We start from the raw sequence: 26343 nt of genomic DNA on the forward strand, positions 1-26343 counted from the left end.
ACATGGGTCTCGGGTTTCGCACGCTGTTCTTGTCCTTGGGGGTGACCCTCTCGATGGCCTGCTCTGCGGCCAACGAGCGCGCTCTGGGCAACGAGAGCGGTGGCTCGGCGGGAATGGCGGGGATGGGAGCGGGCGGGAGCAGCGCCAGCGGCGGCAGCGGCGGTGTGACCATCCAGGGCGGCAGCGGCGGCGCCGCCGGCGCGCCGGCGGAGTGCCGCAACGTGGACATCCTGTTCGTCATCGACCGCTCCGGCAGCATGGCCGACAACCAGATCAGCCTGATCAACTCGTTCCCGGGCTTCATCGGCGCCATCCAGCAGAAGCTCCAGTTCGCCGACAGCTACCACGTGGGCGTGGTCAGCTCGGACGACAACTTCGAGAACGCTCCGGGCTGCCAGAAGATCGGCGACCTGGTCACCCAGACCGGCGGACCGCTGTCGAGCCAGGCCATGTGTGGCCCCTTCGCCAGCGGCAAGCGCTACCTGGACGAGAAGGAGCCGAACATCGCCGGGAAGTTCGCCTGCGTCGCGCAGGTGGGCTCGGGCGGCAACGACGACGAGCGCGTCGCGCGCGCGATGCTGAACGCGGTCAAGACCGAGAACAACGCCCCCGGCGCCTGCAACGCCGGCTTCGCGCGCCTCGACTCGCTCCTGATCGTGGTGCTCATCACCGACGAGGACGACGCTCCGGACGAGTGCGGCACGCCCGATCCGTTCTCGCCCTGCGGCTGCAAGACCTGCGGTTCCGGGGGAGACCCCGACGCCTGGTACCAGGAGCTCCTGAGCTACAAGGGTGGTATCAAGGAGAACATCGTGGTGCTCTCGCTGATCGGCCTAAAAGCCAACAACGCCTGCGGCGCCGTCCCGGCCTCGAAGCTCATCGGCTTCACCAACAAGTTCGGGGCGAATGCCTACAAGGGCGATGTCTGTGCGGCGAGCTACGACGGCTTCTTCGCCGAGACACTGCCGGTCATCGACCAGGCCTGCGAGAAGTACGTGCCGCCACCGGTGAAGTGAGACGGCTCGCGCGGATCTGGTAGCATCGGCGCCGAGCCCAGGGAGGTGGGCGGCTGATGGGACGAATCCGCTGGTTGGCAACCGGCGTTCTCGCGCTGACCCAGAGCTGGGTCGAGCCGGCGCTCGCGCAGAACCCCCGCTCGGTCCCGCTCGGCGGTCGCACGGCCACCATGGGGGGCGCCGCGACCGCCGCGGGAAACGACTCCGCCATGCCGTACGTGAACCCCGCCGGCCTTTCCGCGTTGCCGGCCGACGTGTTCGCGGTGTCGGCCAACATCTACCAGTACCAGACGCGGACCTTCCACGGACTCTTCGCGCCGCGAGGCGTGAGCGCAGCGTTCGGCGGCGCTCACTTCTTCGAGGACGAGAGGTACGAATCGACCGCGGTCAGCGAGCTGCCGACGAGCGTGATGTACGTGCGGCACTTGCCCGGGCAAAGCGGCATGGCGCACGCGCTCGCCATGTCCCTGGTCGTCCCCGCCCGCGAGCGCAACGAGATCCGGGCGTCGGCGCGCGTCGCGCTGCCGGGTGCTTCGGGCTTCGCCGAGCAGAGCCTCTCCACGTCGAGCGAGATCACCGACTACTACATGGGCCCGAGCTACGCGCTGGCGCTGGGGGAGCGTCTGCGCTTCGGCGCCTCTTTGTATTTGCTCTATGCGCAGTCCTTTCGCAGCTACGAATACTCCAGCTTCCAGTCGCTCACCGGTGGCACCATCATCTCCAAGTCGCAGCTCGCGAGCTCCAGCGTCGGGACGGCGCTCGGTGTGGTGCCCATCGTCGGAGCGCAGGTCGCGGTCAGCGATCGTCTCTGGCTCGGAGCCGGAGTAGCGGTGCCGTCGTTCCACGCCTGGGGGCGCGAGCGAACGCACAACGTGGCCTCGAACGCCTCGCCGAGCGCGACGCCGTCCGGGGTGGTCGTGCTCGAGCAGCAGGCCTTGTTCGAGGGCAACCTCCAGGACCGCCGGCCTCTGCGCGCCAACCTGGGCATTGCCTGGGAGGACCGCGGCGCCTTCTCGGCGGCGCTCGACGTCTACTACTTCGCCGAGCTCCGTGGCGCCAACCGCTTCGACGGCCGTCGCAGGGTCAATCAGTTCCAGAGCGGGGAGATCCCGCGCCGCACCGACGAGCGTTTCATCGAGGAGCGAGACCTGGCTCGCGTGGTCGAGCTGGCGGCCGGCGTCGAGTACGCCTTCTCGCCGGTCTTGGCGGCGCGGGCCGGCGCCTTCTCGGACTTCTCCAGCGCGCGCGCGATCGACGAGCCGACCACCGGCGCGTTTCGCCTGCGCGAGGACCGCTACGGGGGGACGCTCGGCCTCGGCACGACGTTCGGGTCCTTCGACTCGACCATCGGGCTCGCCTACGCCTACGGCACGGGGAAGATAGTGACCTTGGATCTGTTGAGCGACTCCACCAATCCGTTCGCGGCGGCGGAGACGCAGAGCCACACGTTCATGCTGCTCTTCTCCGGGGCGGTCACGATCGAGGAGGCGAAGGAGACCATCCGTCGTCACGCGCCGGTTCGCGTGGACGCACCGGTCCGGGATCCCCTGGCTCCGGACCCGTCACCCGCCCCTCCGCCCGCCAAAGCGCCGAGCGCTCCGCAAGAGGACGCCGCCCCGCCTGCGCCACCGCCGCCGAGCGTGCCCGCCGAACCCGCTCCCGCCGTGGAGCCTCCTCCTGGAGAACCCCCATGAACCCGAGCCGACTCCTGCTCCCAGCGCTCTTGCTCCTGCCAGCTTGCAGCGAGTCTGACCCGACCGCGGGCGGCTCCGGCGCCTGTGTCAGCACGGCAACCTGCAAGCTCGGGGAAACCTGCGAGGTGCCGAGCGGCAAGTGCGTGCCCGAGCCCCCTGCTGGCCTGATGGGCAGCTACGAGTGCGGGTTCGAGGCTTCCGGTGTCGGCAAGAGCGAGGTCGTCGGCAATTTCGCCGGGGTCCGCTACCCGCTCACCAATGCAGTGAGCTGCAAGCTCGCGGCGGGCGCCGCCATCGTCACCGTCGTCGGACTCTCACAGACGGGGCAAGAAATCGGGTCGCTCACGGCGACGGTGGACCTCGCGCGCATCAGCCCCGGAGCGGCCACGGAGCTCTTCGACAACACCGCCAGCACGCCTCTCGCCGCGGTCAACTCGGGCACGCTCTGGAAGGGGCAGGGCGAGATCATCGCGCTGGTGTCCTCGGGCAACATCTCCTACTCCGCGCTGCCGAGCGCCGGCGCCCAGGTGACCGGGTTCCTCAACGTCGCGTTGCGCGCACCTTGAGCCGCGCGAGCCGTGCGGACCACGCCGCTGGTTGCGTCGTCGCCCCTTGCCCCGGCTCGAACGAGCCCCGAAGGGCCCCCCCTCCCCCGCTCCCCTCACGGCTTCGGCAACAGCGCCGTGGCGCGCGGCAGCTCGGCGAGGTTGGCTCCGGCGCACACCGGCAGGCCATTGGCGCCGTTGGGGTCGGCCGTGGTGGACATGCGGCACTTGGGCGCGCAGAAGCCGGGACCGGTGGCCAGGTTCCCAGCGTCGCCGCCGCTGATGGTCGCGCCCGGAACTCGGCTGGCCGCGGGGCAGACGGTCGTGGAGAAGGCACCCTCCGGGAACTTCTCGATGAACCAGCCGGGGAACAGATCGCCGGTCGGGCGATCGGTCCAGGTCTTGTCGGTGTCGTCGTAGTCCGCCGTCGTCCACTCCAGCAACGAGTCTTCGGCCTGGCCGCGGGCCAGGATCATGCGGAACTGCATGCCCGAGCTGCCCAGGTCGGCCCAGTAGGAGTCGTTGCCGGTGCCGCCGTCGGCGACGACGTCGAACTCCATGGCGTCGGCAACCTCGACGTTGGCGAGCGCTGGCGACGTGGGCGTGAGCTTCCAGTACACGGAGCCCGAGTAGCCGCCGTCGACGAACCAGGGCCACTCCCCGTCGGGGTTCTGCGTGCTGATCTTGTAGACGTAGATGGTCTCCTCCATCCGCAGCGTGCCGTCCGAGTTCTTGCTGAAGATGTAGCTGCCGGTGTCCGTGCAGCGCACCGACTCGTAGCCCTTGATGGCCCCCTTCTCGAAGGCGCCGCAGTAGCTGCCCTTGCCGTAGGTGCCGTGGACGAACCCGAAGTGACCTTGCTGGAGCACCCACTCGGTGATCGTGAGCGACGGCCCGGAGTCCGCGCCGCCGCTGCCGCTCTGGCCGCCGGAACCGGACGCGCCGCCGGAACCGGACGCGCCGCCGGTCGCCGACGAGCCGCCGGCCCCCGCGGCGCCGCCGGAGCCCGCCCCGCCGCCGCTGCCGCTGGCACCGCCGGTGCCGCCCGAGCTCGAGCTCTCGTCGTCGCTGCACGCGGCCACGACCATCAGTGCGAGACACGCGGCGCTCGCCGCAATACCGGTTCGTCCAAACATGAAGCAACCTCCTGTCGAGCGCGAGCCCCACCGGCTGCGCGCTCGGAGCCTCACTGCAACGCGGGTGCCAGCACTCTTGGGAGGCATTTGCGCTGCAATCCGCCCGCGGAGTTCGCGGAGGGCTCGTCGCGAACGTCCGCGAACGTTCGCGAACGCCGTCAGCGTCCCGACCGCAGGGCTTCGAGGTCGAGCTCGCCGTGCGCCCGAATCAGGCGATAGGCGCGTGGACGCGAGATGCCGACGAGCTCGGCGGCCCGCGACACGTTGCCGCCGCACTCCTCGAGCGCCGTGGTGAGCGCGGCGAAGTCCCGGACGTCGTCCGCCGGAGTGCTCCGGCCTTCGCGCCTTCCCGCGCCGGCGGCGCGGGGTGGGTCGGCGCGCCCGATCGCGCTCTGCCCGGAGAGGGTCAATCGATCGGGCAGGTGCTCGACGCGCAAGCTGGGCGCGGACTCGTGGAGCGCCATCATGCGGCGCGCGAGCAGGTCGAGCTCGCGCACGTTGTAGGGCCAGTCGTGGCGGCACAGCGCTTCGATCAGACGCGGGTCGAGGGCGGGCAGCCGCGAGACGTGCCGCGACGCCAGACGGGTGAACAAGAACGGCACCTCCTGGATGCGCTCGCGCAGCGGTGGAAGCCTGACCGTGGCGCCGTCGAGCCGGGCCAGGAGATCTGCTCGGAAGCGCTTCTGGCCGACGGCCTCGTGCAGCGAGGTCTGAGCAGCAGCGACGAGGCGAACGTCCACTGGCACGGGCCGCGTCTCTCCGAGCGGGACCACTTCACGCGCCTCGATCGCGCGCAGCACTTTCGCCTGCAAGGGGAGCGGCAGATCCACCACCTCGTCGAGCAACAGCGTACCGCCGTCGGCGGCGCGAAAGTGACCCTGGCTCGGGCGGTCCGCGCCGGTGAACGCGCCCTTGCGATACCCGAACAGCTCCGCTTCGGCGAGCGACTCCGGCAGCGCCGCGCAGTTGAGCGCGACGAACGCGCCGTTGCGGCCGGTCCAGCTGTGGATGGCGCGAGCCACTCGCTCCTTGCCCGTTCCCGTCTCGCCCTCGATGATCACCGGCAAGTCGGTCCGAGCGACCGCCCGCGCCGCGTCCAACACCGGCCAGAACACCGGACCGGCGAGCAGCCCAGGGAAGGGCTCACCGAACCCGACCAACTCGGGCTCGCGCGCCACCACGACCCCGACACAAGCGCCGAGGCGAAGCACGTCGCCCGCTTGGAGCGGGCACTCTTCGACACGAGCGCCGTTCACGTGGACGCCGTTCTTGCTGCCCAGGTCGCGGATCCGGGGGCCAGAGCCATCCAGCAGGACCTCCGCGTGGTAGCGCGACACGGCCTCGGCCTCGAGCCGCGTACGGCACTTTTCGCCACGCCCGAGCAGGAAGCGCCCGACGTCGAGCGGGCTGACGGGCCCCTCCGGCGACGGGTGAACCCAGCGGATGATCAGCGCGCTGCCAATCGGTGCGGAGCCGATCGTGCTCTGGAAGGGAGCGGTGGTCTGGTGGGCGCTCATGGTCCTCAGTTGCACCAGCCGAAGGTGCCGACCTTGATCGGGTCGTACATCGAGCAAGCCGAACCCGGGCAGTCCGCACTCGTGCAGCAGAACCTCACGCATTTGGCCGTCCCGCAGTGGAGCGTCGGCTTGCACCACGGGCCGCTCACGCCGTTGCAGGGCTGGCCTTCCTCCACGGTGCCGGTGGGGAAGCACACGAACCCGTAGGAGCTGCCGTTCGCCGCCATGTCACAGGCCGTGTCCGCACCGCAGCCTTCGTTGGTCATCGGGTTGCACCCGATGGTGACCGAGCCGTATTTCACGCAGCTCGGGGGAAACTCGAGGGGGCCCAGCGCGTCCTCGAGCGCGTCCGAGGTCGGCGAGTCCGCCTGCCCGGAGTCTTGCCCGCCGGTCGAAGCCTCGATGTCGCCGTCGAGCTCGCTCCCCGCGTCTCCCGCAACGCCCGCCTGCCCTCCCGAGGCCATGTTCACCTCGTCGAGGTTGGCGACGGACTCGCAGCCCACGAGGAGCGAAATTGACAGCAACGTTCGAATCCACGTCATTGGGGAGCTCCTCAGAAACGTCCTTCGAGTCCCAGCGCCCCGAGCCCCGCCACCGGCCAGACCGACGACCGGGACCCACGGGCGGCGGGCTCGGAGCTGGAGAGGAAATAGCCGGACACGCCGACGCCGATCCCCACCGCACCCACGGCGAAGGCGACGTTGGACACGGTGGCCAGACGCGCGGCGGAGTCGTAGTCGTCCTGCCGGCTCGGCGGGCAGCCGCTGCTCGGACAGGAGCTCCGGAGATCGGACGAGCGCTGGATCGCCATGATGCCGGTGATGGATCCGACGGCGACACCGGCCACCGCGGCGGAGGCTCCCCCGATCATCAGCCAGCGACCTGACGACGTGGGTTGGCGCTCGGCCGCCGGGGGCGCGGGCTCCACCTGTGCTTTCGCGGTGCGCGCCGGTGGTGGCTTCGACGGTGCGTCCGGTTCCGGGATGCGCACGAGCGTCGGGCTCAGCTCTCGTGTCTCGCCTTCGGCCAGCGTGACCTCCAGGCGCACCTCTTCGTGCCCCGGCGCGCTGACCACGACGACGTGCTTGCCGGGATCCAGCTTGCGCACCAGGCCCACCGCGCCGTCGGCGAGCACTGCTCCGTCGATGACCACGCGGGCGCCCTCGACGCGGACGACCAAGCCGGCGATCCGGGCCTCCAGATCCCGTGCCGCTGCGGCAGCCTCCTGCCGCGCCTTGGCGAACACCGGGGACTCGCCGTGCTGCACGGAGGAGCGGATCACCTGCAAGGCGACGTCGCGGGCCTCGACCAGCCTTCCGAGCTGCGTGAACGCACGCACCACCGCCATTCCCGTCGGAGGAACGTTCATGATGCCGTGCGCGGCCTGGTAGGCACGCAGCGCCTGAGCCGCATCGCCCTCGTTCGAGTATCGGTCCCCCTCCTTCATCAGCGCGCGGGCGGTCTCGCGATCGGCGGCGGTCGGTTCCGCTCCGGCCGGCGACACGAAGAGAGCGACCGACACGACTAGGGCAGCGAACAACCGCTCAGAACCCATACGGGTCCTCCGGATGAGAGAGACTCTTGGGAGCGGCGCTCGGGCTCGGTCGGTTCAGCCTCGCGCGCGGTCGCTTCGCTTCCCCAGGCGCGGGAGCAGCGGCGCTCCTGGCGGGCGGTTCCGGCTGCGCGCTCGGCAGTGGCCCGCTCGGCGACGAGGTCGAGCCGGTCGCTGCCGGCGCTACGGTCGGTGCTCCGCGCTCCGGCTCCGAGACCGCCGCCGCGCCGGGTGGCTCGGGCGGGCTCGACCGGGTGACGGCCAGGGCGGTCCCGATCGCCAGCGCGACGCCGACGCCCACAGGCAGGAGCCAGCGACGCCGCTCCGGGCCCACGCGCGCGGGCGCCTCCGGTGGCTCGGCGGAGTCGCGGGCGTCGCCGGTGAGCGCGAGCGTTTCGGTGCTCTCCGAGTCGCCCGCGACTGGCGGAATCACCGCACCGAGAGGCGACGCGGCGCGCGGCGGCCCGAAGGACGACGCCTCCCGCTCGGCAAAGCGCTGGAGCACCTGGAGCACGGGCCGAAGATCGCTCGGCCTGGCGCTCCGGTCCCGAGACAGCATGCCGTCGATCAGGGCCGCGAGCTCCGGCGGGACGTGCGGCGCCACCTCGCGCAGCGGCGCGATGCTGCCGGCCACGATGATCTTGTAGACCTGCCCGACGCTGGGAGCCTCCGTCGGGACGATCCCCGACAGGCACCGGTACAGAATGATCCCCAGCGCCCAAATGTCCGCGCGGTGATCCAGGTCGGCTTCCGCGAACACCTGCTCGGGCGACATGTACACGGGGGTGCCGAGGATCGCCCCGGTGTGGGTGAGCCCAGCGTCTTTCCGGGTGTCGTCGTCGAGCATGGTGACCTTCGCGATCCCGAAGTCGAGGACCTTGACCACGCTGCCACCGCCGCGCTCACGCTGGAGGAAGATGTTGTCCGGCTTGAGATCCCGGTGGATGATGCCTTCGGCGTGCGCGGCACCGACCGCGGACACGACCGCGGACATGATCTCGGCCGTCTGAGCGACCGACAGCTTCCCGACGCGCGCGAGCCGGCCGGCGAGGGACTCGCCCTCGAGGAGCTCCAACACCAAGACCGGCGATCCTTCGGAGACCTCGAGGAAGTCCAGCACTTCTACGACGTTCGGGTGGGAAACGGCAGACGCGGCCCGGGCCTCCCGCAGAAAGCGACGGCGACTCTCCTCGGACTCCTCCGAGCGCCGCAGGAACTTCAGGGCGACGGCCCGCCGCGTGACCATGTGACTCGCGGCCCATACAGATCCCATGCCACCCTGCCCGATGCGGCGATCGAGGCGATAGCGGTCCGCGACCACCTGCCCGGGGGCGAGCTCGGTCCGGCCATTCCACGCCCCTGGCATGGTCGACCAATTGTCACCGGCCGAACCAGCCCTCAATGACGGGGATCAAGGCGCGTGCCGGCCCGGTACACCCGAGCGCGCATCCGTCGCGCCGTTGCGATGCGTCAGCTCCAAGGCCTCGCGGAGCTCCCCCTCGAGCTCGTCGAGAGCCAGGGCCGCCAGGCCGGGCGCGCCGAAGAGCTGAAGGTGCAGCTCGCCCCGATAGCCGAACGCGACCACCGCGGGCACCCGAACCCCGGTCACGTTGGGGCCGATGACGCGCAGACTCTCGATGTCGTCGCCAAAGGCGGACAGTCCCGCGTCGATGCGACCGACGTTGGTGAAGACCAAGCCGCGACTGAGCGGGAGCTCGATCAACACCGGGTGCAGCCAGCGCGTGATGCGGCGCGCCCAGGCGTGCGGCGCGCCGGCCGCCAGGGCCAGAGGCGTCAGGATGAACGCGGGCCCCGCCAGGCCCTGCCGGTGGCGCGACGTGATCCGCGCGACCGCCTCCGCCGTGGCCGCGAGGTCCGAGACCGCCTCCCTCGGAACGATCACACTCAGGATGCTCGAGGTGTTGGCCGCGGTGAGCCGGGGCGACCCCGCGTAGCGGCGCAGGTCCATGGTGTACATCACCGCCAAAGGGCCGCGGCTGGAGCGCTTCGCCGCGATGCGGGCCAGCGCCGCGATCAAGGCGTCGTTGACGCTGGCTCCCCGCGGCCGGCAGCGGAGCTTGATTTGCTCGACCTCCGCCGCCGAGATCGTCAAGTGGCGCCAGGTCGGCTCGCGCGACGCGGCGACGGGGAAATGGCGCTCGCGCCGGGCCGCGGCGAGCGTCTGGAGCGGGAGCAACATCGTCCGGGCCACGTCCCGAAGCAGGACCGGGGCGTGATGCCAGCGGAGTCCCTCGAGCGAGCTGGCGACACTGCGACGCGCGTCTACCGGGGCCGCGGGCGGCAACCCATACAAGTGCGCGCCGAGCACGTGCCCCACCGCGGCCGCTCCCCCGCCGTCCACGGCGAGGTGCGTGATGCTGAAGATCAAGCGCGAGCCCCCGGCCCGACCCAGGCTGACCAAGCGCAGCGGCCGCTCGCGCGTCGAGTCGATGGGCCGGCGCGCCCACGACGCCGTCTCCGCCTCGAGATCCACGGGCTCGTCGCGCACGTGGACGGACTCCGAGAGCGGGCCCTCGACCTTCTGCCAGCGGTCGCGCCAGAAGCCCGGCACGTAGCGCCGGTCGAGGACCGGGAACGCCGCAATCGTCTCCCGCATCGCGCGCTCGAGCTCCGTGCGAGAGAAGCGGCGCCTCAGGTCGATGACCGCGTGAATGCCCAGATCGCCGTAGCGATCCATCGATCCGTAGAGCCCCACGTCCGGCAGCTCGGCCCTGACCATTCAGCCATTGTCGCTCGGCGGCGCGGCAGGCGCGAGGGGAGCCCAAGGCGCGCGCGGCCTCGGGTGTTCCAGCTGCTCGAGGAGGTCAAGAATGCTCGACCATTTTCGCCAAGGTGGGTGGGGGATGTATCCGACAGCCGTATTCGGCGTGCTCCTGCTGCTGGTCGCGGCGCGTTACGCGGTTCGCCCGGAGGCGCGCTTCCTGCCATTGCAGGTCGCGCTGGGTGTCTTGACGTTGCTCACCGGGACCTTCGGCTTCGTGGTGGGCCTGATCGTCACCACCGCCCACCTGTACGAAGTTCCGCAGGGGCAGGTGCCGCTGATCGGCGCCATCGGCTTCGGAGAGTCGCTCCACAACGTCGCTCTGGCGCTGGTGTTGCTCGTGCTCGCGGCGCTCTGCACCTCGTTCGGCGCGCTCCGCCTCTCCGTCGGAGGCAGCAGCAGGCGAGCTGCCTCGACTCCATCGTAGCCTCCGGCTCAGCCGACCTCGACGACCCTCGCCACCAGCGCGGTGACCTCGCGCGCGAGACGGGTCGCGGCGCTGCGATTGCGCGAGCTGGCAAACCCTGCGAGGCGCTCGTCGATCCAGAGCGTTGCCAGGCCGTGGACGAGGGACCACGCCGCCAGGGTGGTGACGCGCTGGCGTTCCGGATCGTCGTCGCCGACCGCGGCGCGAACGGCGCCCACCAGGACGTCGAAGGCACGCCGGCCGTTGTCGGCGAGCTCGGCGCTGGGAGCTCCCCGCACCTCGGCGCCGAACATCAAGCGGAAGCGCTCCGGGTGCGCGACCGCGAACTCCACGTAGGCCACGCCGACGGCCTCCAGACGCTGGACCGGAGAGGTCGCTCGGTTCGCCGCGCGTTCGGTCGCCTCCGCCAGCCCCTCGAAGCCACGCGCCGCGACCGCAGCCAGGAGGGCCGCGCGGTCGGCGAAGTGGTGGCCCGGCGCTGCGTGCGAGACGCCCAGCTTCCGCGCTACCCCTCGCAGCGTGAGCCCGGCGGCGCCGCCCGCGTCCACCAGCTCGAGCGAGGCCTCCACCAGCGCCCGGCGCAGATCGCCGTGGTGGTAGGGCCGGGCGGGCTTCTTGGCGGGGGGCACGACGGCATCGGAGCACCGAGTCTTGACAGCGTCAAGATTCAGCGGTATGCGAATCTTGTCATCGTCAAGATTGAGAGGTCCCATGCCGCGTCCCGATCGCTTTCGTCGCCTCGAGCGAGACAACTTCGACGCCATCGTGGTGGGTGCCGGCATCAGCGGCCTGACGGCGGCGGCGCTGCTGGCGCGCCGCGGGCTCGCGGTGCTGGTGGTCGATCGGCACTACGTGGCCGGGGGCAACGCCACTGTGTTTCGCCGCAAGGGCTACGAGTTCGACATCGGTATCCACTACCTGGGGCAGTGCGGGCCCGACGGGGCCATCCCGCGCATCCTGAAGGCCGCCGGCGCGGGCGGCGTCCGCTTCCGTCCGCTCGACCCCGATGGCTTCGACACGCTGGTGTACCCGGATCTCGAGCTCCGGGTCCCGCGCGGCGTCGAGCGCTACCGCGAGCGCCTGCTCGAAGCCTTCCCCCGAGAGCAGCGCGCCATCGACGCGAACGCTCGGCTCATCGAGCAGGTGCTCGGTTTGTCGCAGCTGCCGGCTCGACCGGCCAATGCGTGGCGCGTGCTGCCGCAGTCCCTGTTGGCGCTCCGCAACGCGACCTCGACCCTCGGGCAGTTCCTGGGCCGCTACACCCGCGACCCGCGCCTGTGCGCGGTCCTGGCCGGAGAGGGCGGCGACTACGCCCTGCCCCCGAGCCGAGTGAGCGCGCTGATGCACGCCGGGCTCATGGCGCACTACCTGTCCGACGGCGCCTACTACCCGGAAGGCGGCGGGCAGGTGATGAGCGACCAGCTCGCGGCCTCGATCGAGCAGAGCGGCGGCAAGATCCTGCTCTCGACCAGCGTCGAGCGCATCCTGGTCGAGTCCGGCAAGGTGCGCGGAGTCCGGCTCTCGAACAAGCACCTGGGCAAGGTCGAGGTGCGGGCGCCGATCGTGCTCGCTTCGAACGACGTCAAGCAGGCGTTGCTCGAGCTGATCGCGCCGGACGCGCTCGGCGCGCGCACGCGCCGGCGGGCGGCGGGCTGGAAGATGGCGCCGGCGCTCGGGGCGCTCTACCTGGGCGTGAGGCGTGAGGCGCTCGGCTCGCGCGGCGTGAACACCAACTACTGGATTTACCCGAGCTACGATCTCGAGCAGGAGTACGCCGAGGTCGAAGCGGGGCGCTTCTCCCGGCGTCCGTTCCTGTTCGTGTCCTCGGCGTCGCTCAAGGATCCGGAGAACCCGCGCCTCGCGCCGGCCGGCGTCGTCAACCTCCAGCTCATGTCCCTCGCCCCTTCGGCGCCGAGCGCCTGGCGCACCAGCCCGGAGGAGCTGGCGAGCGGCGCCTACCGCGAGAGCCCCGGCTACCTCGCCGCCAAGGCCGAGTACTCCGAGCGCTTGCTCGCCGCCGCGGAGAGCGTCTTCCCGGGCCTCGGCCACCACGTCGTGTTCCAGGAGCTCGCCACCCCGCTCACCCACGCGCGCTACACGTCGTCCACCGGCGGCACCTCCTACGGCATCGCCGCGACGCCGGATCAGTTCCTGTGGCGCCGCCCCGGCCCGAAGACGGAGATCTCGGGCCTGTACCTGTGCGGCGCGAGCGCGCGCTCCGGGCACGGCATCATGGGCGCGATGATGGGCGGCCTGGCCGCCGCCGCCGAGATCTCCGGTGCCGAGCTCGTCCGGGAGACCCTGGACGGCCCCGAGCACGACGCGCGCTCCGACCGCAGAGGACTCGGCCTGCGCGGTGACGCCCAGCGCGCCTGAATCAGACCGGCACGGCCTCTTCGCGCAATCGCAACGTCAAGAACAGCATCCCCAGCCCCGCCGCGCTCAGGTACGCGTACAGCCAGAAGTGCCCGATGGCCTGGGCGTAGACGATCGGCGCGTTCAGCGCCGCGTGCAGCCCGATCGCGAGGCCGAGGTAGCCGAGGCGCCGCCGGGTCACCGCTCGCATCACCAGCACGCTGGCCCCGATGTGGAACGCCATGGCGCAGACGCGCTCCCAGCCGGCGAGCAGCGGCAGGTACCAGGGCAGCGCCCAGTACTGCCGCGCTGCGTGGCGCATGATGGCCTGATCGCCGTCGGGCACGCCCAGCGACGCGGCGAAGGGCGCGAGCAAGACGTTGACCAGGCCGACCAGCGCCAGGAGCCCGAAGATCATGGCCTCGACGCCGCCGTGCCCGGCGCCAAAGCCGAGCGCGCTCGACCAGCCGCGATCGTTCTTCACCACGAAGCGCATGCTGACGTAGCGCGCCAGCTCTTCGCAGAGCCCGGCGGAGAGCCCGGCGATGAGCCCGACCAGCGGCAGCGGAAAGAGCGCGACGCCCCGCGGCGGCCCCAGGAGCCCGAGCGCGTAATTGAGGGGCAGGTGCACGACCTGGGAGGCCACGAAGGTCGCCCCACCCACGGCGAACAGGGCGTAGCGCGCGCCCACGCGTCGCCGCAGCACCACCGCCAGCGCCAGCGGCAAGAGCAGCATCAGCGGAAACTGCCCGAGCACCGCCGCGCACAGGTTGCCCCAGGCGATCTGGATCGGGGTCGCGACGAGCGCGCTCGTCAGAGCTGGTCCTTCCACGGCTTGACCCAGAACCCCGTCAGCTTCCCCTGCGCGTCGATCACCACGCGCACCTCGCTCGCGACCTTGCTCTTGTCGAAGGTCCCCTTGAAGCGGAACACGTCCGTCTTGCCGTCCTTCGTGCGCAGCGTCTCGTGGTAGGTCATCGCCTGGAAGCTGCCGAGCTCCTTCTCGATGGACTTGTCGGCGGCGCGCTGCGCGTCGTCGGCGTTGTGCGCCTTGCGAAACGCCTCCGCGGCCTCGTCACCGAGCAGCGGGTACTCGTCCTTCGCCCACGCGCTCAGGATCTTCGTTCCCAGCGCCTCGGCGTTGGCCTTCTTGGCGGCGTCCACTTGCTCTTCGGGGACCTTGTCGAGCTGAGGTTTCCCGCAAGCGACGACCAGACAGGACAGACCGACGCCCAGGGCGACGGCTACGCTCTTGAACATGCTGCGCTCCTCCCGCGGCGAGCCTATCACCAGGTCGCCGCCCGCAGAACCTGCGCTGGCGCCGCGTTGCGGGACCGCACCAATCTCGCTAGATCGCGTGGAGTGAGCTCGAGCACGATCCCCACGCGCATGCGCCTCCGCTCCGGAAACCAGATGGTGGTGGAGGGCGCGATGCGCGCCGGTTGCCGCTTCTTCAGCGGATATCCCATCACGCCCGCCTCGGAGATCTACCGCGAGGCGACCCTGCGCTTGCAGGCCCGCGGCGACGTGGCGGTGGGTGCGCCCGACGAGATCTCGGCCCTCTGCTACTGCATCGGAGCCTCGCAGCGCGGCTTCAAGGCCATGACCGCCACCTCGGGCCCGGGCTGGGCGCTGATGATCGAGGCGTTCCAGTACGCGCTCATGGCCGAGACGCCGCTCGTCGTCAGCGTCGTGCAGCGGCTGGGGCCCAGCACCGGCGGCGCGACGCAGGGCGGACAGGGCGACGTGTTGCTCACGGAGTTCGCGACCTCAGGCGGGTACACCGTGCCGGTCTTCGCGCCGAGCACGCCGCTCGACTGCTACCGCCTCGCCGTCCACGCCTTCAACTGGTCGGAGGCGCTGCGCTGTCCGGTCGTGCTGCTCAGCGACAAGGAGGTCGGCATGACCTACGAGGCCGTGGATCTCGCCGGCCTGCCCCAGCTCGAGGTGTGGGAGCGCCCGCTGGCCCGGCCCGAGGGGTATCGCGCCGTTCAGTTCGACCGCGCCGAGGAGGTGCCGCCGTTCGCGCCGCTCGGCGGTCCGCTGAAGGTGACGGTCACCGGCTCCGCGCACAACAAGGACGGCTGGCTGCGCAAGAACGATCCCGAGACGCTGGACGTGCTGCGGCACCTGGAGGCCAAGGTCGCGGCGCGCGCTCGCGACATGGCGCTCGTCGACGCCGACCTCCAACCGGGCGCGGACACGCTGGTCTTGAGCTTCGGCGTGACCAGCCGGGCGGCGCGCGAGGCCGTGTTGCGCGGGCGCGCCGCGGGCAAGCGGTTGTCGTTCCTGGGGGTGCTCACGCTGTTCCCGATCCCGGTGGAGGCCATCCGCGCCGCGGCCCAGGGCGCCCGCCGCGTGATCGTCGCGGAGGAGAACCTGCCGGGTCTGTACCGGCGCGCGCTCAGCGGCGTCGTCCCGGAGCTGCCGCTCGTGGGCGTGAACCAGCTGGGCGGGATGATCCGTCCGGCGCAGATCCTGGAGGCGGCATGACGACCCAGGGCGAGACGACGAGCTTCCTCGCGGACCGGCCGCTGCCGTATTGCAAGGGCTGTGGCCACGGCGTGGTCACCCGCCGACTGAACGACGCTTTGCTCGCTCTGGGCGTCGAACCCAAGGACGTCGTCCTCACCAGCGACATCGGCTGCGTGGGCCTCGTGGACCCGCTGTTTCCGGAGGTCCACACCGTTCACACCATCCACGGTCGCTCGACCGCGGTGGCGGCGGGGGCCGTGCTCGCGGACGCCCTTCTCGGCGAGGGCCGCCTCGAGAACGTGGTGATGATCGGCGACGGCGGCGCCACCATCGGCCTCTTGCACCTGGCGCAGGCGGCGCTGATGAACGTCGATCTGACCGTCTTGCTCCACAACAACATGCTCTACGGGATGACCGGCGGGCAGCACTCCGCCTTCACGCCGGAGGGCTTCGCCACCAGCACCACGCCAGAGGGCAACTGGATCCCCGCCATCGACATGGAGAGCTTCGTGCGCGGCTGCCAGGGTGGCTTCTTCGCGCGCAAGCTGGCGACGGACCCCGATCTGCACCAGGTGATCGCGTCAGCCATCGCGTACCCGGGCTTCGCCATGGTCGAGGTGCTGGAGCTCTGCACCGGCTTTGGGGTTCCGCTGAACCGCCTCGACGGCAAGAGCCTGCGGCGCGCCGCCGAGGCGCAGGGCCATGCTCTGGGCGTGCTGATTCGGCGTGACGACCGCCGCCCGTACCACGAGCTGTATCGCGAGCGCTTCCCCCGCTCCGAGCCGGCCGAGCCGGTGGGAGAAGGTCCCGCTCCCGAGCTCTTCGGCCACCGGCTCGAGCGGCCGATGACCGTGATCGTGGCGGGCAGCGCCGGAGAGCGCGTGCAGACTGCCGGCGCGATCTTGAGCCAGGCCGCCGTGCTCTCCGGCCTGCACTGCGTGCAGAAGAACGACTACCCGGTCACGGTGGGCAGCGGCTTCTCGCTGGCCGAGGTGAAGCTCAGCCCCGAGCCCATCTTGTACACGGGCAGCGACGCGCCCGACGCGCTCCTGGTCGTGTCCGCCGATGGGCTGCGCGAAGCCAAGGCGCGCGGCGATCTCGCCCGTCTTCCGCCGGAAGCGACGCTGGTGGCTGACGCGACGATCGCCGCCGAGCTCCCCGCCGAACGCACGCTCGTCTTGCCGCTCCGCGGCAACCTCTCCGGAGACGGAGCTGCGTTCGGCGCGGTGTGCGCGCTGATCGCCAAGACCGGCATCCTCGAGCGAGCGGCGCTCTCGGCTGCCGTCGAGATCGTGGGGGGTAAGGGGCGGGCCGCGCTCGAGCAGCGCGCGGCCGCGGCGTTCGCGCTGGTGGACGGCTGAGGCGTGGCCCGTCGTGCGAGCGCGCTCGGCGTCGTAGTGATGCTCGCTGGGGCGTGCGCGGCCTCGCCGGCCCCACCGGCTCCTCCTGCCGCCGAGACACCCAAGGATCCCCACCACCTGGCGCCGCTGGCGCGCCGCATCGTGGAGCGGGTCGCCGCGCTCGGCGAGCGCTTCCCGTCGATGCGCGGAGCCAGCCGGGAGCTCCGGCCGATCTACAGCATCGACACGTCACGCTTGCCCTGGCAGGAGCGCTTCTTGGCGCGCTGGGACCACGAGCACGGCGCGAGCTGGGAGCCCGATCCGAACTACGTCCCGGCCCCCCACAGCGCGCGCTCCCCCTATCGCTCGCGGCTCGACCCCGAGCACGGGCTCAGGCTCACGCTGTGGCTCTACGAGGGTGCGTGGCTCGGGCTCTCCCCGGTGACGCCGGTCGAGATCGGGCGGCTGCGCGTGGTCGTGTTCCTCGACGCGCCGAACCCTGCGCTCAGAGCGGCGCTCGACGCGGCCATCGCCGAGATCTTGGAGTCGGAGCGCGCTGGCGTTCCATCCCCATGACTCCGGCGCGGAGGTCGACTAGCTTCTTCGCGGCAGACCCAGATGGCCGACGCCCGCACCCGAACCACCAAACGTCGAGCTGCCGCCTCACTGCCACCGGAGTCGCGCGGCAAGACCGCTCGCCCCAAGGCGGAGCCCCGCGCGAAGACCGCCCGCCCCAGGGCGGAGTCTCGCGGCAAGACTGCTCGCCCCGGGGCCGAGTCCCGCGGCAAGACCACTCGCCCCGGGGCCGAGTCGCAGAACAAGACCTCCCGACCACGGGCCAATTCGCGGACCAAGACCACCGTGCCCAGACTGAACGCGCGCAACTTGGCGACGCAGCCGGCGCACGAGGCGGCTGCCAGCACGATTCGACGCATCCCCCGCCCCGCCAAGCTCCCCCGCATCAACGTGGACGAGGTCACGGCGGATCTGAGCAAGGACCGGCGGCGGGAGCGCTAACTCTGCGCCGCCGGCGCCAGGAGCGCGTAGACTCGCAGCTTCAGGAATGACCGGCGACGACAGCGGCTCCGCCTCGGGTCCCACCGGGCTTCCTCCCAAGCTCGGCGGCAAGTACCTGCCCATCCGCCACATCGCCAGCGGTGGCATGGGCGCGGTGTACGAGGTCGAGCACGACAAGACCGGCGAGCGCCTGGCCCTGAAGCTGTTGAAGGGCGCCACGGAAGCCCTGGACGCGACCGCGTTGGAGCGCTTCCGGCGCGAAGCGCGCGTGCACGCGCTCTTGAAGAACGAGCACATCGTGCGCGTCATCGACGCCGACGTCGCGCCAGAGCTCGGCGGCGCGCCGTTTCTGGTGATGGATCTGCTCGAGGGTGACAACCTCGCCGATCTCGCCGGGGACACCCCGCAGCCAGCGTCGCGTGTGGTGGCGTGGCTGTACGAGATCGCCGGCGCCCTCGACGCGGCGCATGCCGCGGGCATCGTCCATCGCGATCTGAAGCCGGAAAACCTGTTCCTGGCCAGTCGCCCCGACGGGTCGGGCATCGTGAAGATCTTGGACTTCGGCATCGCCAAGACTCGCGACGGTGACAGCGGCAATCGCACCAGCACCGGGGCGGTCGTCGGTACGCCGCTCTACATGGCACCCGAGCAAGCCGCGGCGGAGCACGAGCGAATCGGCGCCGGGACGGACATCTGGTCCATCGGGATGATCGCGTTCCGCTTGCTCACGGGGCGGCCGTACTGGTCCACCGGCAACGTGTCGATGCTGCTCGCGGAGCTCGTGAGCCAACCCGTGCGTCCGCCTTCGGCGAAGGTCTCGCGGCTGACGCCGGCTTTCGACACTTGGTTCCTTCGCTCCTGCGCGCGCGCGCCCAGGGAGCGCTTCGCCAGCGTGGGCGAGCAGGTCGCGGCGTTGGCGGGGGCCCTGGGCGTGGAGCTGCCCGAACCGGTGCCCAGCTCGGGCGCACGGCTCGCGCCGACCTCACCGGATCTGTCGCGCCCCGATCGCTCGGCTCGTGCAACGCCGGTGCAGAGCATCAGCGGCTCGGTGGCGAGCCCTGTCGCGAGCGAGCGGGGCAGCCGGAAGTCCCTCGCGCTGGGCGTCGGCCTGTTGGTCGCGATCGGCGCAGCGGCGGGCCTCCTCGCGCGCGGCGGCGGGAGCGACGCTCCGGCACCCGATCCATCCTCCAGTGGCACAAGAATGACTACGCCGGCGGTGCTGGCGAGCGCGCTGCCCAGTCCTGGCCCCAGCGTAAAGCCCGTATCCGCTGCGCCTTCGGTCCCGCCGTCGGCGAGCGCTGCCCCAGCCTTGCGCAGGCCGCTCGTGGCTCGCCCCGCGGCCAGCGCGAAGCCGCCGGCAGCTCCGGAGAAATCCGCGCCGCTGGCGCCGGAGCCCAAAGCGCCCCCGACACCCGCCCCGGACCCCCTCGCCGACCCCAAGTAGTCTCGGAATCGCCACAGCGGGTGTGCCGCGGGCTGCACACGTTGGGCAGAGTCCCGCACGGAATGGGCCGTGTGCCCGCTTGCGTCCTGCCGCTTCATTCGGGTACGCAGCTTGCAGTCACCAGAGGGATCCATGACGAGCGAGCGGGGCAGCGCGCTGCTGCTGGAGGCGGATGCAGCCGAGCGTGGCGCGGCGGAGGGCGTCCTTGCCGAGTCGGGCCTCGGGGTCGCTGTCGTGAACAGCGCCGAGCTGGCCCTGCGTCACCTCGAGCTCTACCCCACGGACGTGGTCGTCGCGGATGCGGACCTCCCGGGCTCCGGGGTCGAGCTGCTCCGCAAAGTGAACGCGCTCGCGCCCGAGACGCCCGTCATCCTGACCAGCGCGCGCGGCGACCTCAGGGCAGCCGTCGCGGCGATGCGCGCGGGGGCCGCCGACTTCCTCGCGCGACCGCTCTCGAGCGCCGAGCTCGCTCACGCGGTGAACAAAGCGCTCACCGCGACGGAGCAAGTGCGGGACTCGGCTCCGGTGCTTCCGCTCGGCGGCGCGCTGCTCGGCGACTCTCGGGCCATCCGAGAGGTCTACGCCACCGTGCGGCGAGCCGCGCCGACGCTGTCCACGGTGCTGGTGCGCGGCGAGAGCGGCACGGGCAAGGAGCTGGTGGCGCGCCTGATCCACGACCACAGCCCGCGCGCCGACGGTCCCTTCGTCCGCGTGCACTGCGCCGCGTTGCCCGACGCGCTCTTGGAGAGCGAGCTGTTCGGCTACGAGAAGGGCGCCTTTACCGGCGCCGCGTCGCGCAAACCGGGGCGCGTCGAGCTCGCCGAAGGCGGCACGCTGTTCCTCGACGAGATCGGCGACATCACGCCCGCCATGCAGGTCAAGCTCCTCAGGCTGCTCCAGGAGCGCGAGTACGATCCCTTGGGCGGGACGCGCACCGTTCGCGCCGACGTTCGCTTCGTCGCGGCCACGAATCGCAAGCTCGAGGAGATGGTGCGCGCCAAGGAGTTTCGCGAGGATCTCTTCTATCGCCTGAACGTGGTCCCGATCTGGATGCCTGCGCTCCGCGAGCACGCCGAGGACATCGGGCCCCTGGCGCAGCGCTTCTTCGCGCAGTTCGCGCAGGCCGCAGGCCGCGCGGGCATGCAGCTGGGCGACGACGCGGTCGCGGTACTCCGCGCACGAAGGTGGCGCGGCAACGTGCGCGAGCTGCAGAATTTCATCGAGCGCGTGGTCGTGCTGTCGGAGTCGGACCGAGTCGGCGCGGACGCCGTGAGCCGCGAGCTGTCGCGCCAGCCGGCCATCTCCACGGTGTCCATCCCCGCGGGCAGCGGGCCCCTGGAGGCGCGCGTACGCGCGGCGGAGCGCGAGGCGCTCCAGGCCGCGCTGCGCAGCACCAACGACAACCGCGCTGCCGCCGCACGCCTGCTCGGCATCAGCCGCCGCACGCTGTACACGAAGCTGGAGGAGCATGGGCTCTCGTGAGCACGGCGCCACCGTGCTCGCGATCGTGCTGTGCTCGGCCCGAGCGGCGGCCCAGGCACCCGCGGAGAGCGCCGCCGTCGCCCGCGAGCTCTTCGACCAAGCACGCGCGCTCCTGGCGGAGAAGGACTTCGCGCACGCCTGCCCGAAGTTCGAGGAGGCCATGCGCCTCGACCCTGGCGGCGGCACCATCCTGAACCTGGCGCTGTGCAACGAGCTGCGCGGCAAGACCGCGACGGCCTGGGCGCTCTACGACGAGGCCGGGCGTTGGGCGCGCCGTGACGGGCGGGCGGATCGCGAACAGTTCGCCCTGGAGCACCGCGCCGCGCTCGAACGCAAGCTCGCGAGGCTGGTGGTGGTGCTGGAGAGCGGCGCCAAGGTCCCAGGGCTCAGCGTGCGCCGCAATGGCGTGCCGTTGGGCGAGGCCAGCCTTGGGGAGGCGCTGCCGGTGGACGCCGGCGAGCACACCGTGGAGGCGCACGCGCCGGGGAAGAAGCCTCTCCGCCTGACGGTACGGCTGCGCGACGGCGCCGTGCGCACCGTCAGCATCCCCGCGCTGGCCGACGACGGCAGCACCAAGAAGCCGCCTCCGCGGCTGGTGCGCGAGCAGCCGGCCGATGCCCAGAAGACGTGGGGGACCGTGCTGATTGGAGCCGGTGCCGCGGCCACCCTGGCGGGCCTCCGCTTCGGCTGGCAAGCCATCGAGCAACGCAAAGACGCGGAGGCGCGCTGCCCGAACCGCGAGTGCGAGCACCGGGACGCCGTTCAGCTCAACGACGACGCTCGGCGTAACGCGCTCGCGTCGACGCTGTTGGTCGCTTCGGGGCTCGGCCTGGCCGGCGCCGGGACTTACGTGCTTCTGACGGCCGAACCGGACTCCCGAGCCGCTGGGCTCGCGCTGCGGGGGAGGTTCTGATGCGGCTGCTCGTCGCGCTGGCGCTGCTCGGGCTCACCACGGCCTGCGGCGAACTGATCGGCGTCGAGGACATGGACTACGTGCCACCCAAGGTGATCGCGCTCTCGGCGCTCAACTGCACGACCTGCGCGGTGCGGGGCGACGGGAGCGTCTGGTGCTGGGGGGCCAACAACCACGGGCAGCTGGGCCGGTCGGCGACCGAGAACGATGGCCGACCCGTGCAGGTAGAGCTGCCGGAGCCGGCCAGCGACGTGTCGGTCGGTCAGACCCACGCCTGCGCCGCCACCAAGCTCGGCCGGGTCTACTGCTGGGGGGAGAACTTCGGCGGTCAGACCGGCGCTCCGAGGAGCTCCGCGCCGAACGAGCCATTCCTGGTCCCCGGGCTCGAGAACGTCGCGCGCGTCAGCGCTGGGCTGTTCCACAGCTGCGCGCTCACGACGGACCGCAAGCTCTACTGCTGGGGCTCGAATCACGCGGGACAGTGCGGCGTGCCGCGCGTCCCGGCGCATGCCGGCCAGCCCGACGCGAGTGGAATGTGTGGCTTCACGACGAAAGAGGTGGCTGACAACGAGGGCAGCCTGATCCTGCCGCCGACTCTGGTCTCGCACTTCACCCTTCCGGTGGACGAAGTGATGGCCCAGCGCAACACGACCTGCGCACGCTCGGACCGGGAGCTCTACTGCTGGGGCTCGAATTGCGGAGGTGGCGCCGACCCTTCTCACTTGGGAAACGACTGCTCGACCGGTGGACAGCTGGCCGAGAGCCCGGGGTCTCTCTGCTACCGCGCGGAACCGACCCGGGTGAACGCCACGACTCAGGGCTTGGTCGATGCCTTCGGCATGGGGCACCTCTCCGGGTTTGCCGTCGATCTGGAGGGTCACCTCACCGCCTGGGGGTGGGGCAAGGAACAGCTCGGTATCGGAGAGAAAACCAACGGGTTCGTTCCGCCCACGCCGGTGGTCTTCGAGGGTCTGACGTCGGCGCCAGCCGTGAGCGCCGTCTACCGCACGAACGGCTGGCATCAGCTCGCCCGGGTGGGAGGTGCCCACTACTCCTGGGGCGAGAACACCTGCGGAGAGCTCGGGTACGGTCCGGAAAAGAAGGCCCTGGGGACGGCCTACCCATCGGCTGCACGGGCCAGCGTCGTCCCCTCGGGCGTCGAGCGCGTGACGAGCGGGCAGGACTTCACGTGCTTCTCGAAGGGCGGCAAGGTCTTCTGCTTCGGGCGCGAGGACTACCTCGGGCAGCCGGGGGTGGAGCCCGCCTTCTGCGGCGACGAGGTGTGGCAAGGTTGCCCCGAGCCTCGGCTCGAACCAGTGCCAGTCGAGCTCGGGAACTGACCGCGACTCAAGGCTTCGGCGGATCTTCGCAGCGGAACGGCCCGGCCGCCGTCGCCTGACACATCTTGCCGTTCGGGCAGGTGATGCAGCTGCAATCGACGCTGCCCTTGCACGCCGTCGTGGGCTGACACGAGTACTGGCTCTCGGGAGGTGGATCGCAGCAGCAAGCGAAGCCCGCGCCGCCGCAGATCGACTTGGTCTTCCCGTCGGGACACTCCGCGTTCGGGTCGTTCAGGTTCTCGCACGTCGGCTCGAAGACCTCTTCGACGCAGCTGGTGCCCACCGAGCACGAGCCTGCGCTGCCGCACGACGGGGTCCCAGAGTCGGAGCCGGCAGCACCGCCGGAGCCACTGCCTCCGCCGGTGCCGCCGCCGCCGGCGCTGCCGCCGCTCCCTTCGCTCGAGCTCGAGCCGGAGCAGGCTGCCAGAATGGCCATCGAGAACAGGAGCCCGGGCACCAATTTCGACATGGTGCAGGATCCTACCCGAGCTCGCTCCGTCTTGCCTCGGCGGTGTTTTCCTCGTCGATCCTGCCGTACGCATCGAGCAAGAGCTGGGTCATGGACTTGCTCAGGCGGTCCGGCATCGACACCGCGTCGTCGTGCACGGCGAACTTCCCCTGCGTCAGGCGCAGCGCTCGGCACACCACTTCGAACGGTTCTCGCGAGGGATCCGACGAGTCCACGGCGTCCACGACCCGCCCGGAGTCCAGGTACAGCTTGGCGTGGAAGTCAGCCTGCTCGAGCTTCAAGACCCCGCTCTTCCCGTCCATGGACAAGAGGTTGAGCACCGAGGGCAGCGGGATGTCTTCGAGGCAACCGTGCAGCGTGACTCCGGGTGGCTCCGAGCTGAGGTGTCCGGGACCGCGCCCGTGCAGACCCAAGAGGTTGTCGATGCGCAGATACAGCTCCTCGAGCTCGAAGGGCTTGGGCAGGAAGTCGCCGCAGCCGATGCGGAAGGCCGCGAGGCGCGAGTCCTTGCCTTGAACCTCCGACAGCACGATCACGGGAATGTCGCAGGTCGCGGGGCGCTCGCGCAGCTGGACCAACAGCTCGTAGCCGTCGAGCACCGGCATCACCAGGTCGGTCACGACGAGGTCGGGTTGCATCGACTCGGCGACCTCGAGCCCGAGCTCACCGTCTGCTGCGACTCCGACCTCGTGTCCCCTCTGGCTCAGCCCAAGCTCCAGCAGCTGAAGCAGCGCCGAGTCGTCTTCCACGACGAGGATCTTGGACATGGCTTCCGCCTCGGACCTGTTCCGTGCACGTCACGTGCCAGGGGGGAGGCATCGCTGTGTGCGCGAGCGAGGTTCCCCGACACGCAATCCCGTCACTTCGACCAAGAGGGCCCGCACGGATTTCGCGGCATCGAGTCGGCGGCGCATTCGGCGTAGGATTCGAGCGGGCGAACGATGACGACACACGATGCAGCCGAAGAGGAGCCTCCCGTCCCGATCGACGAGCCGGCAGCGTCGGGGCCCAGCGGAGCGGCCCGCTTCCGCGCCCTCGGGCTGCTCCGGCGACTGACGTCGCACGTGCGACACCGGCAGCTCGCGCGACTGCACGAGCAGCGCCAGGCGATGATCGGCAAGCTCCGGGAGATCCCCGCGCGCATGCAGAAGCTGACCAACCAGGTGCGGCTGCTCCTGGACCTGGTGGACGACTACTGGGAAGGGCGTTATCGCGAGGTACGCTGGTACTCGCTGGCCATCGCGGTCGCGGCCGCGCTCTACTTCTTGAGCCCCTCCGACCTGATCCCCGACACGCTGCCGGGCATCGGGCACATCGACGACGTGCTGATCATGGCGCTCGCCCTCAGGCTGCTCCGGCGAGAGCTCGCCGCATACTGCCGGTTCAAGGGGCTCGAGCCGTCGGAGTACTTCTAGTCGCGCTTGCCTCACCCGCTCGGGTCACGGACGGTGGCGAGCGCGAAGCGCACGAAGCGTGACCTCACCTGCTCGCTGGCGAGCGTGCGCTCGACGGGGGTGAGGGCACACAGGCCGCGGACCAGGTGGTTCATGAAGCGGCTGCCTCGGCTCGCGCCCTCGTCGAACAGGAGATCGGGGAGCTTGCCGCGCTCCAGCGCGGTGCGCACCGTCTTCTCGATGGCATTCAGCGGGACGCGAGGCTGAAGCGGCCGGCGCTCCAGGTGCATGGCGGCGTTCTTGCCGCAAGCGAGCACACACACACCGCAGCCGATGCAGCGGTCCGCGTCCACCTGTGGGTCGAGGTCGTTCTTGCGCTCGGCCTTCACGCGCTTGGGCAGCATGCGAATCGCGCCGATGGGACAGGCCCGAGCGCAGCGCGAGCAGCCCTTGCACTTGTCCAGGTCCGAGCCAGCCAGAAAGCCGCTCGGGTTGACCGCGGGCAGGTCGTAGTCGTTGATGGCCCGGAGCTGACCGCAGCAGCAGCCGCAGCAGCTGCAGATGTAGGTCGGCGTGTTCTGCACGTTGTCGGCGATCTGCACCAGCTTGTGCTCGCGGGCCTTCGTCAAGATGTCGAAGGCCTCCGAGCGCTCGACGGCACGCCCGAACTTGCGGCGTGCCACGAAGTCCGCGCCGGCGTTCATCGACAAGCAGGTGTCCATCGGTGCGTCGCAGCGCTCGCCCAGGTGCTCGGTCTTGTGCCGGCAGTAGCAGTAGGAGACGGCCAAGCTGCGAGCTTCTTCGACCAGCCGAGTCGCGCGCTCCCAGTCGAGCACGTCCGGGAGCGCCTCCGCTGGCATCGTGCTCTCGTGAGCCATGGCACGCCCGAGCACCGTGTCGCCGCCGAAGACCTCACGGGCGAACGTCGCGTCACCGTGGCAGTAGGCGTCCAGCGCCTCGGCCATGCGCTTCTTGGGGATCATGTCGCTGGCGCGCATCAGCGAGAATTCGAAGAACCCCACCACCGGCGGCGAGAGCAGGTAGCGCACCGCGCCGGTCTTCGGGTGCACGATGTCCATCACGATGCCCTTGTCCGCCATCGCGTCGAGCTTCGGCGCGAGCTCCTCGGGCCCGATGCCCACGCGCTCCGCGACCGCCTCGAGGCTGGCCGGCAAGAGCGGCAACCGGGCGGCGATCGCGGCCTCCTCCGGGGTGTAGAGGATCTCCAGAATTTCCTGCCAGCCCGCGCGCGCGCGCTCGTCCTCGGGCTCCGGCATCCCGATCGGGTTCTGGTCGAGCCGTGCCCCGAGCGCGGCGTATTCGGCCTTCAGGTGTCCATGGTGGCCCATGCGAAGCTCCTCGGCGGAACGTGCCCCCGCCTCGGCGCGGGCGCCTTGACGGATGTCGCCTCGAGCGCGCCGAGACGCGCAAGTTCTACGCCGGAA

At 70.8% G+C, this 26343-nt stretch carries 26 protein-coding genes; 14 read left to right on the plus strand and 12 right to left on the minus strand.

Annotation, left to right across the window (positions count from 1 at the left end):
* The first annotated feature begins 2 nt into the window (after positions 1 to 2).
* The 3 genes from HS104_29870 to HS104_29880 are packed head-to-tail and all read left to right on the plus strand — an operon-like array spanning position 3 to position 3276.
* Complete coding sequence (locus HS104_29870) at positions 3 to 1016, plus strand: VWA domain-containing protein (GenBank protein MBE7484163.1); 1014 nt, start codon at positions 3 to 5, stop codon at positions 1014 to 1016.
* A gap of 56 nt (positions 1017 to 1072) precedes the next feature.
* A complete protein-coding gene (locus HS104_29875) occupies positions 1073 to 2710 on the plus strand; it encodes a hypothetical protein (protein ID MBE7484164.1) in 1638 nt (545 codons plus the stop codon).
* Entirely contained in the window at positions 2707 to 3276 is a 570-nt protein-coding gene (locus HS104_29880; protein ID MBE7484165.1) for a hypothetical protein, read from the plus strand. The genes HS104_29875 and HS104_29880 overlap by 4 nt, the downstream gene beginning before the upstream one ends.
* 95 nt (positions 3277 to 3371) lie before the next feature.
* Here the strand turns inward: HS104_29880 and HS104_29885 are convergent, their stop codons facing one another.
* The 6 genes from HS104_29885 to HS104_29910 form a co-directional block, all read right to left on the minus strand.
* A complete protein-coding gene (locus HS104_29885; GenBank protein ID MBE7484166.1) occupies positions 3372 to 4391 on the minus strand; it encodes a hypothetical protein in 1020 nt (339 codons plus the stop codon).
* Between the two features lie 158 nt (positions 4392 to 4549).
* The gene (locus tag HS104_29890; protein ID MBE7484167.1) at positions 4550 to 5908 is read right to left on the minus strand and encodes a sigma 54-interacting transcriptional regulator; all 1359 of its coding nucleotides are present in this window, start codon (positions 5906 to 5908) and stop codon (positions 4550 to 4552) included.
* A gap of 5 nt (positions 5909 to 5913) precedes the next feature.
* Positions 5914 to 6450 carry a hypothetical protein gene (locus HS104_29895; protein ID MBE7484168.1) on the minus strand — a complete coding sequence of 179 codons (537 nt, stop codon included), beginning with the start codon at positions 6448 to 6450 and terminating at the stop codon, positions 5914 to 5916.
* An 11-nt stretch (positions 6451 to 6461) separates the two neighbouring features.
* A complete protein-coding gene (locus tag HS104_29900) occupies positions 6462 to 7430 on the minus strand; it encodes a PEGA domain-containing protein (GenBank protein ID MBE7484169.1) in 969 nt (322 codons plus the stop codon).
* Between the two features lie 22 nt (positions 7431 to 7452).
* Positions 7453 to 8826, minus strand: a complete 1374-nt coding sequence (locus HS104_29905) for a protein kinase (GenBank protein MBE7484170.1) — start codon at positions 8824 to 8826, stop codon at positions 7453 to 7455.
* A gap of 45 nt (positions 8827 to 8871) precedes the next feature.
* The gene (locus tag HS104_29910) at positions 8872 to 10200 is read right to left on the minus strand and encodes a hypothetical protein (protein MBE7484171.1); all 1329 of its coding nucleotides are present in this window, start codon (positions 10198 to 10200) and stop codon (positions 8872 to 8874) included.
* 91 nt (positions 10201 to 10291) lie between these two features.
* On the opposite strand from HS104_29910, the gene HS104_29915 reads away from it, so the two are divergent.
* Positions 10292 to 10669, plus strand: coding sequence for a hypothetical protein (locus tag HS104_29915; GenBank protein ID MBE7484172.1), 378 nt, complete (start codon positions 10292 to 10294; stop codon positions 10667 to 10669).
* Positions 10670 to 10677: 8 nt separating this feature from the next.
* On the opposite strand, the gene HS104_29920 is transcribed toward HS104_29915, so the two are convergent.
* Positions 10678 to 11382, minus strand: a complete 705-nt coding sequence (locus HS104_29920) for a TetR/AcrR family transcriptional regulator (GenBank protein ID MBE7484173.1) — start codon at positions 11380 to 11382, stop codon at positions 10678 to 10680.
* Between HS104_29920 and HS104_29925 the strand changes: the two genes are divergently transcribed.
* Positions 11381 to 13045, plus strand: coding sequence for an NAD(P)/FAD-dependent oxidoreductase (locus HS104_29925; protein ID MBE7484174.1), 1665 nt, complete (start codon positions 11381 to 11383; stop codon positions 13043 to 13045). The genes HS104_29920 and HS104_29925 overlap by 2 nt on opposite strands.
* Before the next feature lies 1 nt (position 13046).
* On the opposite strand, the gene HS104_29930 is transcribed toward HS104_29925, so the two are convergent.
* Positions 13047 to 13856 (minus strand): YhfC family intramembrane metalloprotease, encoded by an 810-nt coding sequence (locus HS104_29930; GenBank protein MBE7484175.1) that lies wholly within the window; start codon positions 13854 to 13856, stop codon positions 13047 to 13049.
* Positions 13838 to 14284, minus strand: a complete 447-nt coding sequence (locus tag HS104_29935; GenBank protein MBE7484176.1) for a hypothetical protein — start codon at positions 14282 to 14284, stop codon at positions 13838 to 13840. The genes HS104_29930 and HS104_29935 overlap by 19 nt, the downstream gene beginning before the upstream one ends.
* A 102-nt stretch (positions 14285 to 14386) precedes the next feature.
* On the opposite strand from HS104_29935, the gene HS104_29940 reads away from it, so the two are divergent.
* The 8 genes from HS104_29940 (at position 14387) to HS104_29975 (ending at position 23035) form a co-directional block, all read left to right on the plus strand.
* Complete coding sequence (locus tag HS104_29940) at positions 14387 to 15517, plus strand: pyruvate flavodoxin/ferredoxin oxidoreductase (protein MBE7484177.1); 1131 nt, start codon at positions 14387 to 14389, stop codon at positions 15515 to 15517.
* Positions 15514 to 16860, plus strand: coding sequence for a 2-oxoacid:acceptor oxidoreductase family protein (locus HS104_29945; GenBank protein MBE7484178.1), 1347 nt, complete (start codon positions 15514 to 15516; stop codon positions 16858 to 16860). Before HS104_29940 ends, HS104_29945 begins: the two co-directional genes overlap by 4 nt.
* Positions 16861 to 16863: 3 nt before the next feature.
* Entirely contained in the window at positions 16864 to 17415 is a 552-nt protein-coding gene (locus HS104_29950) for a hypothetical protein (GenBank protein ID MBE7484179.1), read from the plus strand.
* A 285-nt stretch (positions 17416 to 17700) separates the two neighbouring features.
* Entirely contained in the window at positions 17701 to 17856 is a 156-nt protein-coding gene (locus tag HS104_29955; protein MBE7484180.1) for a hypothetical protein, read from the plus strand.
* A gap of 46 nt (positions 17857 to 17902) precedes the next feature.
* Positions 17903 to 19300: a protein kinase gene (locus HS104_29960; GenBank protein MBE7484181.1), complete on the plus strand. Its 1398-nt coding sequence runs from the start codon at positions 17903 to 17905 to the stop codon at positions 19298 to 19300.
* Positions 19301 to 19432: 132 nt separating this feature from the next.
* On the plus strand, positions 19433 to 20782 hold the full coding sequence (locus tag HS104_29965) for a sigma-54-dependent Fis family transcriptional regulator (protein MBE7484182.1): 1350 nt from the start codon (positions 19433 to 19435) through the stop codon (positions 20780 to 20782).
* Positions 20769 to 21695 carry a hypothetical protein gene (locus HS104_29970; GenBank protein MBE7484183.1) on the plus strand — a complete coding sequence of 309 codons (927 nt, stop codon included), beginning with the start codon at positions 20769 to 20771 and terminating at the stop codon, positions 21693 to 21695. The genes HS104_29965 and HS104_29970 overlap by 14 nt, the downstream gene beginning before the upstream one ends.
* Positions 21695 to 23035, plus strand: a complete 1341-nt coding sequence (locus HS104_29975; protein MBE7484184.1) for a hypothetical protein — start codon at positions 21695 to 21697, stop codon at positions 23033 to 23035. Before HS104_29970 ends, HS104_29975 begins: the two co-directional genes overlap by 1 nt.
* A gap of 7 nt (positions 23036 to 23042) precedes the next feature.
* Here HS104_29975 and HS104_29980 read toward each other — a convergent pair whose 3' ends face one another.
* Positions 23043 to 23504, minus strand: coding sequence for a hypothetical protein (locus HS104_29980; protein MBE7484185.1), 462 nt, complete (start codon positions 23502 to 23504; stop codon positions 23043 to 23045).
* Positions 23505 to 23515: 11 nt separating this feature from the next.
* Complete coding sequence (locus tag HS104_29985; GenBank protein MBE7484186.1) at positions 23516 to 24271, minus strand: response regulator; 756 nt, start codon at positions 24269 to 24271, stop codon at positions 23516 to 23518.
* 174 nt (positions 24272 to 24445) lie between these two features.
* Between HS104_29985 and HS104_29990 the strand changes: the two genes are divergently transcribed.
* A complete protein-coding gene (locus tag HS104_29990) occupies positions 24446 to 24919 on the plus strand; it encodes a DUF1232 domain-containing protein (protein MBE7484187.1) in 474 nt (157 codons plus the stop codon).
* Positions 24920 to 24930: 11 nt separating this feature from the next.
* On the opposite strand, the gene HS104_29995 is transcribed toward HS104_29990, so the two are convergent.
* Positions 24931 to 26247 carry a 4Fe-4S binding protein gene (locus HS104_29995; protein ID MBE7484188.1) on the minus strand — a complete coding sequence of 439 codons (1317 nt, stop codon included), beginning with the start codon at positions 26245 to 26247 and terminating at the stop codon, positions 24931 to 24933.
* Positions 26248 to 26343: the final 96 nt, after the last annotated feature.

The organism is Polyangiaceae bacterium, from assembly GCA_015075635.1.
GTDB lineage: Bacteria > Myxococcota_A > Polyangia > Polyangiales > Polyangiaceae > JADJKB01.

Bases quoted from the DNA above. Each gene is read 5' to 3' on its own strand.
- HS104_29880 (MBE7484165.1), top strand. From the start codon at position 2,707: ATGAACCCGAGCCGACTCCTGCTCCCAGCGCTCTTGCTCCTGCCAGCT.
- HS104_29885 (MBE7484166.1), bottom strand. From the start codon at position 4,391: ATGTTTGGACGAACCGGTATTGCGGCGAGCGCCGCGTGTCTCGCACTG.
- HS104_29875 (MBE7484164.1), top strand. From the start codon at position 1,073: ATGGGACGAATCCGCTGGTTGGCAACCGGCGTTCTCGCGCTGACCCAG.
- HS104_29970 (MBE7484183.1), top strand. From the start codon at position 20,769: ATGGGCTCTCGTGAGCACGGCGCCACCGTGCTCGCGATCGTGCTGTGC.
- HS104_29980 (MBE7484185.1), bottom strand. From the start codon at position 23,504: ATGTCGAAATTGGTGCCCGGGCTCCTGTTCTCGATGGCCATTCTGGCA.
- HS104_29905 (MBE7484170.1), bottom strand. From the start codon at position 8,826: ATGCCAGGGGCGTGGAATGGCCGGACCGAGCTCGCCCCCGGGCAGGTG.
- HS104_29995 (MBE7484188.1), bottom strand. From the start codon at position 26,247: ATGGGCCACCATGGACACCTGAAGGCCGAATACGCCGCGCTCGGGGCA.
- HS104_29960 (MBE7484181.1), top strand. From the start codon at position 17,903: ATGACCGGCGACGACAGCGGCTCCGCCTCGGGTCCCACCGGGCTTCCT.
- HS104_29870 (MBE7484163.1), top strand. From the start codon at position 3: ATGGGTCTCGGGTTTCGCACGCTGTTCTTGTCCTTGGGGGTGACCCTC.
- HS104_29920 (MBE7484173.1), bottom strand. From the start codon at position 11,382: ATGGGACCTCTCAATCTTGACGATGACAAGATTCGCATACCGCTGAAT.
- HS104_29925 (MBE7484174.1), top strand. From the start codon at position 11,381: ATGCCGCGTCCCGATCGCTTTCGTCGCCTCGAGCGAGACAACTTCGAC.
- HS104_29985 (MBE7484186.1), bottom strand. From the start codon at position 24,271: ATGTCCAAGATCCTCGTCGTGGAAGACGACTCGGCGCTGCTTCAGCTG.
- HS104_29975 (MBE7484184.1), top strand. From the start codon at position 21,695: ATGCGGCTGCTCGTCGCGCTGGCGCTGCTCGGGCTCACCACGGCCTGC.
- HS104_29935 (MBE7484176.1), bottom strand. From the start codon at position 14,284: ATGTTCAAGAGCGTAGCCGTCGCCCTGGGCGTCGGTCTGTCCTGTCTG.
- HS104_29915 (MBE7484172.1), top strand. From the start codon at position 10,292: ATGCTCGACCATTTTCGCCAAGGTGGGTGGGGGATGTATCCGACAGCC.
- HS104_29945 (MBE7484178.1), top strand. From the start codon at position 15,514: ATGACGACCCAGGGCGAGACGACGAGCTTCCTCGCGGACCGGCCGCTG.
- HS104_29965 (MBE7484182.1), top strand. From the start codon at position 19,433: ATGACGAGCGAGCGGGGCAGCGCGCTGCTGCTGGAGGCGGATGCAGCC.
- HS104_29990 (MBE7484187.1), top strand. From the start codon at position 24,446: ATGACGACACACGATGCAGCCGAAGAGGAGCCTCCCGTCCCGATCGAC.
- HS104_29910 (MBE7484171.1), bottom strand. From the start codon at position 10,200: ATGGTCAGGGCCGAGCTGCCGGACGTGGGGCTCTACGGATCGATGGAT.
- HS104_29890 (MBE7484167.1), bottom strand. From the start codon at position 5,908: ATGAGCGCCCACCAGACCACCGCTCCCTTCCAGAGCACGATCGGCTCC.
- HS104_29895 (MBE7484168.1), bottom strand. From the start codon at position 6,450: ATGACGTGGATTCGAACGTTGCTGTCAATTTCGCTCCTCGTGGGCTGC.